Below are 600 nucleotides of genomic sequence, written 5' to 3'. Positions count from 1 at the left end.
TCCAAATAGCCCGTGGATAAACCGCATTTTCAACGTCGATGACACCGACTGCTTTTTCGAGCAGCATACACGTCCAAAGGGCGTCTCTTACCGCTCGGTCATAGTGCGCCCGTATCCGCTTTACCTTCGAAAGAATCGGCATGAAGCGAGCTTTGATCGCCGCACTGTCTGTATGCGACGTGCCTGTTCCGCCTGAATTGTCTCCGGACATTGTTGTTCCGAAAAGCCATTGCGGAGTCTCAGACATCTGAAAGACAATACTCAATAGCATGTCGAGCTGTTTGAACGCGGCATCAAGCTGAGCCTGCCACACCATATATCCGGGCGTTGGGTCGTCTTTATTTACCGGAATGTATTTGCCACCAAACTGAACGGCTCCGTTAGTTGATTCTAAATCCGGACCGTACGCTGTGGGGTCACTGTGTTTCCAAAGAATATAATCGATCTGAACAAGCCGGTCGTTGATCGCTGCGAATACCGTTTCAATCTTCTCCAATCCACCAATACCGAAATAACTGTCATCAATAGACTTGTACGGGATGTGAAATACCGGAATGTGCGGGAGGAATGTTTCTTCGTGGTCTTCTTCGCGGCCCGTCG

The 600-nt window shown here is 49.7% G+C and carries 1 protein-coding gene; it reads right to left on the bottom strand.

Annotation, left to right across the window (positions count from 1 at the left end; genetic code table 11):
• Positions 1–600 (bottom strand): hypothetical protein (locus FLX07_RS35925; protein WP_208762580.1); only part of this gene is annotated, 600 nt, incomplete at both ends.

The organism is Microbispora bryophytorum (assembly GCF_006874465.1).
Classification (GTDB): Bacteria; Actinomycetota; Actinomycetes; order Streptosporangiales; family Streptosporangiaceae; genus Microbispora; species Microbispora bryophytorum.
The sequence above is the reverse complement of the archived record's forward strand: the minus strand, read 5'-3'. Positions and strand labels throughout refer to the sequence as shown.